Genomic DNA, 8185 nt, shown 5'->3' with positions numbered 1-8185 from the left:
CATACGCTTTAAATTCACCAAAATATTTCGTGATCGCTGCTGTCAACGAAGTCTTACCATGATCAACATGACCAATCGTACCTATATTAACATGCGGCTTCGTACGTTCAAATTTGCTCTTTGCCATTTTGAGCTCTCCATTTTTTGTCCAAACCAAGGACTAAGTTAAAAATTAATTACGTAACCCAAAATTACGCATATTTCTTTTGAATCTCCAAAGCAACAGCCGAAGGAACAGGCTCGTAATGATCAAACTGCATTGTATACTGAGCACGCCCCTGACTCATCGAACGAAGAGTATTAACATAACCAAACATATTTGCCAAAGGAACCATTGCATTAACTACTGTTGCAATACCACGCGCCTCAGTTCCAGAAATCTGACCTCGACGAGAATTTAAATCACCAATGACATCACCCACATAATCTTCTGGCGTAACAACCTCCACCTTCATAATGGGTTCAAGGAGTTGCGCACCAGCTTTTTTAGCACCATCACGAAAAGCGGCACGAGCAGCAATTTCAAAAGCTAAAACAGAAGAATCGACATCATGATAACCACCATCAATTAAAGTGGCTTTTACACCAAGCATGGGGAAACCAGCAAGAGGACCAGAGCCCATAACACTCTCAATCCCTTTTTGAACACCCGGAATATATTCTTTTGGAACAGCACCACCAACAATTTTCGACTCAAAGACAAAATCATCGCCATCATGAGGCTCAAAAACGATTTTCACACGAGCAAACTGACCAGCACCACCAGACTGTTTTTTATGAGTATAATCAATTTCCGCAATTTTTGTAATCGTCTCGCGATAAGCAACTTGAGGCTGGCCAATATTAGCTTCAACTTTAAACTCACGCCGCATACGATCAACAATAATATCAAGATGGAGCTCACCCATCCCAGCTATAATTGTCTGTCCAGATTCCTCATCCGATTTAACACGAAAAGATGGATCTTCCGCCGCTAAACGGTTGAGCGCAATACCCATTTTCTCCTGATCTGCCTTCGTTTTTGGCTCAATCGCAATCTCAATAACAGGATCAGGGAATTCCATCCGCTCTAAAATAACAGGATTCAAAGGATCACAAAGAGTATCACCCGTCGTTGTCTCCTTAAGGCCGGCGAGGGCAACAATATCACCTGCAAATGCCTCCTCAATATCCTCACGAGAATTTGAATGCATTTGAAGCATACGCCCCAAACGCTCCCTCTTTCTCTTTACTGTATTTTCAAGAGAAATACCCTTCTGAACTTTACCAGAATAAATACGACAAAAAGTCAATGACCCAACAAAAGGATCATTCATAATTTTAAAAGCAAGCATAGAAAGTGGCGCATTATCCGAAGATTCACGTGTCGTCTCAGCCTCAGTCTTAACATCTATACCACTAATCGCTGGAACATCTACTGGAGAAGGAAGATAAGAAACAACAGCATCTAAAAGCGGCTGAATTCCCTTATTTTTAAAAGCAGTACCACAAAAAACTGGATGAAATTGAACTTCTATCGTACCTCTGCGAATAAGAGAGATAAGCTCCTCATTCGTTGGCATCACACCATCTAAATAAGCCTCCGTCGAATCTTCATCAACTTCAACTGCCATCTCAATCAATTTTTCACGGTATTCCTCAGCTTTTTCCTTCAAGTCAGAAGGGATCTCACTTACCACCGCCGCAGCACCGATAGAACCATCCCACCTTAACGCTTTCATTTCAATAAGATCAACAACGCCCTCAAAATCATTTTCAGCACCAATTGGCAACTGCAAAACAAGCGCTTTGGCTCCCAACCGAGAACCAACCATTTCCACACTACGATAAAAATCAGCACCTATTTTATCCATTTTATTAACAAAAACCATACGCGGCACATGATACTTTTCAGCTTGCCGCCAAACAGTCTCCGTCTGAGGTTCTACACCAGCATTCGCATCTAACAATGCTATCGCACCATCAAGAACACGCAAAGAGCGCTCAACCTCGATAGTAAAATCAACGTGCCCAGGTGTATCAATAATATTGAAACGCCGCTTTTTACCATCACGACCTTCCCAAAATGTAGTCGTTGCAGCCGATGTAATCGTAATACCGCGCTCCTGCTCTTGCTCCATCCAATCCATTGTAGAAGCACCATCGTGAGTTTCACCAATTTTATGACTCTTTCCAGTATAAAATAAAATACGCTCAGTCATAGTGGTCTTACCAGCATCAATATGTGCCATAATACCAAAATTACGATAATCCTCAATTTTATATTCGCGAGCCATTATACTTGCCTTAACCTTTAATACCACTTACCAGCGATAGTGCGAAAATGCACGATTGGCCTCAGCCATACGATGAACATCCTCACGCTTCTTCACTGCAGAACCACGATTATTAGCCGCATCTACCAATTCACCAGAAAGACGATCAATCATCGTCGTCTCATTACGCCCACGCGCCGCCGCAATCAGCCAGCGAATAGCAAGAGCCTGACGGCGATCAGGACGAACATCAATGGGAACCTGATAAGTAGCACCACCAACGCGACGCGAACGAACTTCAATATGAGGAGCAACATTCTCCAGTGCCCGATGAAACAAAAGCACAGGGTCAGATTTTACTTTACTCTCCACAACATCAAGCGCACCGTAGACAATACGCTCAGCAACCGATTTTTTACCATCAAACATAATGGCATTCATAAATTTTGTAATGACCAAATCTCCAAATTTAGGATCTGGATTAATTTCACGCTTTTCTGCTCTATGACGACGGGACATGGATCTTGTCTCTCAATATTATTTTGGACGCTTCGCGCCATATTTCGAACGACGCTGTTTACGATTCTTGACACCCTGCGTATCAAGCAACCCTCGAATAATGTGGTAACGAACCCCTGGCAAATCTTTTACACGACCACCCCGAATCATCACAACAGAGTGCTCTTGAAGGTTATGCCCTTCTCCCGGAATATAACCAATTACCTCAAATCCATTTGTCAAACGAACCTTAGCAACTTTACGAAGTGCAGAGTTTGGCTTTTTCGGTGTCGTTGTATAGACACGGGTACAGACACCACGTTTCTGTGGATTCGCCTGAAGAGCAGGAACCTTATTACGCTTAACAGGCACCACACGTGGCTTACGAATCAACTGGTTTACGGTAGGCATGCAACCTTCCTCTTTATATATTCACCTTACCCATTCACTGGGCTTTTCACTTCCATCTACCCTGACATAAATCAGAATAAACACCTAAGCTCATACACAAAATCGGGCATGACTGCAGCAAACAGCTTACCCGACTATAAGCAGAGAAGGCAACAGCCTCTTGCACTGGCATTTGCTTTTATTTCTTCAACAAACCTCGTTAAAAATGACCATCAGGATAAATGCCCAACATTTCAACCACTTTTACACCGGCTGTGATAGCCTCTAATAACGAGAACGAATACATTCGTCAAGAACTAAACATCATAAAATTTATAAAAAATAAATTAACATTGTAATAGCTTAAATTTAGCTCTCACAGAAACTCTTGATAAATTAGATTGCTATAGTAATATCGCATATGAAAGAGCATACAAGGAGGACTCATATGCCACTTCAACGTAGTAACTCATCAAACGACATACGTGATGTCTGACGCAAACATCATGAGAATAGCAACATGGAATGTAGCTGGAATAAAAGCACGACATGAAACATTATATAAGTGGTTACAGCAAAATCAGCCTGATGTAGTCTGTCTACAAGAAATCAAAAGTACCGATGAAAATTTTCCGTACGATGCAATCGAAAACTTAGGCTACCACGTAGAAACGCATGGACAAAAGAGTTTCAATGGCGTTGCGATTCTCTCTAAAAAAACACCTGATGAGGTCACGCGTCAGCTACCAGGAAATAATGATGATAGGCAAGCACGTTACATCGAAGCTGTTTATTCAATAAATAAAAAAACCATCCGTATTGCTTCCCTGTATCTCCCTAACGGTAATCCCATCAATAGCGAAAAATATTTTTATAAAATGGAATGGATGGCAAGATTATACCAACATGCAAAATTGTTGCTGACATATGAAGAACCCCTTGTTTTAGCTGGAGATTATAATGTCATCCCTACTCCATTAGATGCAAAGAATCCTCAAGAATGGAATAATGATGCCTTATTCCTTTTACGAACAAGACAAGCATTCCAACACATTATTAATTTAGGTTTTTATGACGCTATTCGTAGTGCTACAGATAACCCCTCATTTAGCTTTTGGGATTTTCAAGCTGGAGCCTGGCCTAAAAATAACGGCATTCGTATTGATCATCTACTATTATCACCAGAGGCAGTTGATCAACTTATCTGTGCTTATAGTCAAACAGAAGTAAGAGGTTACCCAAAACCGTCAGATCATACGCCCGTTTGGATTGATCTCGATCTTAGTTAAGTAAAGTGTAATACATTAATATTAGAATAATAAAAATCTCACACTTAAAATAAATATGCTATACAGTACAGCATAAATATACAATAATAAGAAAAAATACAAATAAAGGAGGCAATAATGAAAATACAAATAAAGGAGGCAATAATGAAAAAATCATTATTAATATTTATTGCAGCAGCTGTTATAGGACTAGCAAATAATGCACAAGCTCAAAGTAGTACACTTGAAAAAATAAAAAAAACAGGAAAAATTACTTTAGGTGTTCGGGAATCGTCAGGTTTGGCTTATGCTCTTGGTAATGGTAAATATGTGGGTTTCCACACAGAAATGGCAAAACATATCGTTGACGACATTTCAAAAAAAATTGGTAAACCAATTAAAATTGAGTATCTAACTATCACATCACAAAATAGAATTCCTCTACTTCAAAACCATACCTATGATTTTGAGTGTGGCTCAACAACAAATGATGTTGCACGTAGTAAAGAAGCAGCATTTGCTTATACCACCTACGTCGAAGAAGTCCGGATTGCAGTCAAAAAAAGCTCCAACATTAAATCCCTTGATGATTTAAATGGAAAAACGATTGCAACTACCACCGGAACAACATCGGTTCAGCTTCTCCGTAAGAATCAACGTGCAAAAAATATTCACTTTAATGTCGTGAAAGGAAAAGATCACGGAGACAGCTTCTTAATGTTAGAATCCGGCCATGCAGATGCATTCATCATGGATGCTTCAATCCTTGCTGGACATATTGCTAAATCAAAAAATCCGTCAGATTATGTCATTCTTGATCCTGTACTTTCAGTAGAACCTATAGCCTGTATGCTTCGATTAAATGACAAAAGCTTAGAGAAAACAATCAACGACAGCATCATACGTCAAATTCAAGACGGATCACTCGAAAAGCTTTATAATAAATGGTTTATGGAGCCAATTCCGCCTGTAAATGTTGTGGTCAATCTTCCATTATCTAAATTAACAAAATACGCTTGGGAACATCCAAATAATAAGCCTCGCGAAGATTACAAAGAAAATAATTTGTAAAATTTTAAAAACATAACCAAACTCTTTGAAAATTGAGTAAGGTTATGTTTGAGTTTATCTTCTAATAAATTTTAGCATATGTAAGTAAATACGAATAATTTATTACATTATTTGTCAATGACTAAGTTTAGGAAACATTAATTGATGGATTTTTCTTTCCTTTGTACAGATGATCTTAATCAAACATTAATAGCTGGATGCCTTGGAACTCCTGGTATAAGCCATACATACTTAGATGCACTCCTAGAGAGCCTTAAAAATACAGTCATATTATCTATTTCTTCACTAATCTTGGCTGTATTTTTTGGTGTCGTTATAGGAACAATGCGCACTTTACCAAATACCTCGATGATCCATTGCTTATTTCGCACCCTTGGAAGTATTTGGGTGGAAATTATGCGTAATATCCCTTTGCTTATACAAGTATTTTTATGGTACTTTGTTATTCCTCAGATTTATCCACCAGCAATGAATTTTCCACCTATTTTATTAATAACATGTGCCTTAGGGTTCTTTACATCCGCACGTATCGCAGAACAAGTGCGTTCAGGGATTGAATCTATTCCTTCTGGACAGCGCTACGCAGCTATGGCACTGGGATTTACCACTTATCAAAGTTATCGCTATATTATACTACCGCGTGCCATCCGCACAATCATGCCTCCACTTACCTCAGAAGCAATGGGTATTGTAAAAAATTCATCTATCGCATTCGCGGTTTCAATAAACGAACTCATGCAATTCCAATACCAAACCATTGAAGAAGTAAGTCATGTTTATGAGAATTATCTGCTTATTACAATTCTTTACATTCTTATAGCCTTATTCGTATTCACCATTATGACAATAATTGAACGAATATTCAGAATTCCTAATTTTCAAACAGAGAGACGTTAAATATGATAAATTTCACAAATTTTCCGTTTGAATATTATTTTCATTTCAATTTTTTAAACTTCGACTTTTCATTCTTTACTTTTGATATATTTTATTCTTACATTTTATCAGGGTTGCTCTTTAGTATCTTTTTAACTGTCTTTGCCACAATACTGGGGTTTATTTTCGGCACGCTACTAGCAATGATGCGGCTTTCTTCTATCAAATTACTTTCTTTACCTGCAATAATTTACATAACTGCCATGCGCTCTATACCACTTGTTATGGTTATCTTATGGTTTTTTGTGCTTTTACCTCTTGTGACTGGCACATCCATCGGTGCAAATAAATCGGCATTAATTACCTTTACCACATTTGAAACCGCTTATTTTGCTGAAATTATGCGTGCTGGTATAAGTTCAGTTTCACAAGGACAAAAACAGGCAGGACAAGCTCTAGGCATGACATATTGGCAAAATATGTATCTTATAATTCTTCCCCAAGCCTTTAGAGACATGCTACCTGTCTTTTTAACACAAGTCATTATTCTCTTTCAGGATACAACTCTTGTTTATGCAATAAGCGGGAATAGTCTTTTAAATGGTTTTGATATCGTTGCTAACAATTTTGGTGTAAAGCAAGAAGCTTATATCTTAGCAGCTATTTTCTATTTTGTAATTTGTTTTACACTCTCGCAAATAGTTCTGTATATACAGAAAAAAATATCTATCATCCGATAACAGGAAAAAAAATGTCTACTCATATGATTGAAATAAAAAATGTTTCTAACTGGTATGGTGAAATTAATGTTCTAAAAAACTGCACAACTAATATTAATAAAGGAGAAGTTGTTGTAGTTTGCGGACCATCAGGATCAGGGAAGTCAACACTCATTAAAACTATTAACGCCTTAGTCCCTTTTCAAAAAGGTGAAATTTGGATTAATGGAATACCAGTTCATTCAAAAAAAACAAATTTATCTAAACTGCGCAGCCATGTAGGAATGGTATTTCAGAACTTTGAGCTTTTTCCACATTTATCCGTCACGGAAAATTTAACAATTGCACAAATTAAAGTATTAAAGCGCAACAAAAAAGAAGCTCTTGAACGCGGTTTATTATATCTTGAACGAGTTGGACTCATTGAACATAAGGATAAATACCCTACTCAGCTTTCTGGAGGTCAACAACAACGTGTTGCTATTGCGCGCGCCTTGACCATGGATCCACTTGTTATGCTTTTTGACGAGCCCACATCTGCTTTAGATCCTGAAATGGTAGGAGAGGTATTGGATGTCATGATCAGCTTGGCAGAAGAAGGTATGACTATGATTTGCGTAACCCATGAAATGGGATTTGCTCAAAAAGTATCAGAGCGCGTTATTTTTATGGATCAAGGAAAAATTCTTGAGGATTGTTCATCTAAAGATTTTTTTTCTAATCCACAAGCTAGAGCACCACGCACACAAGAGTTTTTATCTAAAATACTCGGTGATTAATCAATAGATTATTATCAATAAGACTGCTTTCATTAAACACTAAGATATAAGAATCAAAAACATGATTTAGAAATATTTAAAAAACGTTACCTCAAATATCTCAAATATTTTTTTAATACCGTTTGAGTTTGATCAGCTGTATATTGCACATCATTCAAGTGCTGCATACAAATAATAACAAAATAAAGTGCATATTTTTACAGGAAACGAATTAAATTTTAGTCTTTTGCTGTTACATAGAAAAAGTCAGATCTCACAGATAACTTGTGGAAGTCTTTTTCATATAATCAGTAAATTTAATCTTAGAAGAAATATAGCTCTCACTCTCT

General features: G+C 37.7%; 9 protein-coding genes. 5 read left to right on the top strand and 4 right to left on the bottom strand.

The annotated features are described in order from the left end of the window. The 4 genes from WCP78_RS05865 to rpsL form a co-directional block, all read right to left on the bottom strand. Window positions 1–127 (bottom strand): GTP-binding protein (locus WCP78_RS05865; protein WP_234924853.1); only part of this gene is annotated, 127 nt, incomplete at its 3' end. Between the two features lie 64 nt (window positions 128–191). Further along, entirely contained in the window at window positions 192–2276 is a 2085-nt protein-coding gene (fusA, locus tag WCP78_RS05860) for an elongation factor G (protein WP_336279565.1), read from the bottom strand. 27 nt (window positions 2277–2303) lie between these two features. Then, window positions 2304–2774, bottom strand: coding sequence for a 30S ribosomal protein S7 (rpsG, locus tag WCP78_RS05855; protein ID WP_336279564.1), 471 nt, complete (start codon window positions 2772–2774; stop codon window positions 2304–2306). A gap of 18 nt (window positions 2775–2792) precedes the next feature. Beyond that, a complete protein-coding gene (gene rpsL / locus WCP78_RS05850) occupies window positions 2793–3164 on the bottom strand; it encodes a 30S ribosomal protein S12 (RefSeq protein WP_004855749.1) in 372 nt (123 codons plus the stop codon). A gap of 485 nt (window positions 3165–3649) precedes the next feature. Between rpsL and xth the strand changes: the two genes are divergently transcribed. The 5 genes from xth (at window position 3650) to WCP78_RS05825 (ending at window position 7856) form a co-directional block, all read left to right on the top strand. Beyond that, on the top strand, window positions 3650–4432 hold the full coding sequence (gene xth, locus WCP78_RS05845; RefSeq protein WP_336279576.1) for an exodeoxyribonuclease III: 783 nt from the start codon (window positions 3650–3652) through the stop codon (window positions 4430–4432). A gap of 144 nt (window positions 4433–4576) precedes the next feature. Continuing rightward, window positions 4577–5482: a transporter substrate-binding domain-containing protein gene (locus WCP78_RS05840; RefSeq protein ID WP_336279563.1), complete on the top strand. Its 906-nt coding sequence runs from the start codon at window positions 4577–4579 to the stop codon at window positions 5480–5482. A gap of 144 nt (window positions 5483–5626) precedes the next feature. Continuing rightward, window positions 5627–6379, top strand: a complete 753-nt coding sequence (locus WCP78_RS05835) for an amino acid ABC transporter permease (protein WP_336279562.1) — start codon at window positions 5627–5629, stop codon at window positions 6377–6379. Between the two features lie 2 nt (window positions 6380–6381). Further along, the gene (locus WCP78_RS05830; RefSeq protein WP_336279561.1) at window positions 6382–7098 is read left to right on the top strand and encodes an amino acid ABC transporter permease; all 717 of its coding nucleotides are present in this window, start codon (window positions 6382–6384) and stop codon (window positions 7096–7098) included. Between the two features lie 11 nt (window positions 7099–7109). Then, window positions 7110–7856: an amino acid ABC transporter ATP-binding protein gene (locus tag WCP78_RS05825; protein ID WP_336279560.1), complete on the top strand. Its 747-nt coding sequence runs from the start codon at window positions 7110–7112 to the stop codon at window positions 7854–7856. Window positions 7857–8185 lie beyond the last annotated feature (329 nt).

This window comes from Bartonella occidentalis (genome assembly GCF_037070875.1).
Classification (GTDB): domain Bacteria; phylum Pseudomonadota; class Alphaproteobacteria; order Rhizobiales; family Rhizobiaceae; genus Bartonella.
The sequence above is the reverse complement of the archived record's forward strand: the minus strand, read 5'-3'. Positions and strand labels throughout refer to the sequence as shown.

What these genes read in the sequence shown, in the direction of transcription:
- fusA (WP_336279565.1), bottom strand. Translation starts at nt 2,276, where the DNA reads ATGGCTCGCGAATATAAAATTGAGGATTATCGTAATTTTGGTATTATG.
- rpsG (WP_336279564.1), bottom strand. Translation starts at nt 2,774, where the DNA reads ATGTCCCGTCGTCATAGAGCAGAAAAGCGTGAAATTAATCCAGATCCT.
- rpsL (WP_004855749.1), bottom strand. Translation starts at nt 3,164, where the DNA reads ATGCCTACCGTAAACCAGTTGATTCGTAAGCCACGTGTGGTGCCTGTT.
- xth (WP_336279576.1), top strand. Translation starts at nt 3,650, where the DNA reads ATGAGAATAGCAACATGGAATGTAGCTGGAATAAAAGCACGACATGAA.
- WCP78_RS05840 (WP_336279563.1), top strand. Translation starts at nt 4,577, where the DNA reads ATGAAAAAATCATTATTAATATTTATTGCAGCAGCTGTTATAGGACTA.
- WCP78_RS05835 (WP_336279562.1), top strand. Translation starts at nt 5,627, where the DNA reads ATGGATTTTTCTTTCCTTTGTACAGATGATCTTAATCAAACATTAATA.
- WCP78_RS05830 (WP_336279561.1), top strand. Translation starts at nt 6,382, where the DNA reads ATGATAAATTTCACAAATTTTCCGTTTGAATATTATTTTCATTTCAAT.
- WCP78_RS05825 (WP_336279560.1), top strand. Translation starts at nt 7,110, where the DNA reads ATGTCTACTCATATGATTGAAATAAAAAATGTTTCTAACTGGTATGGT.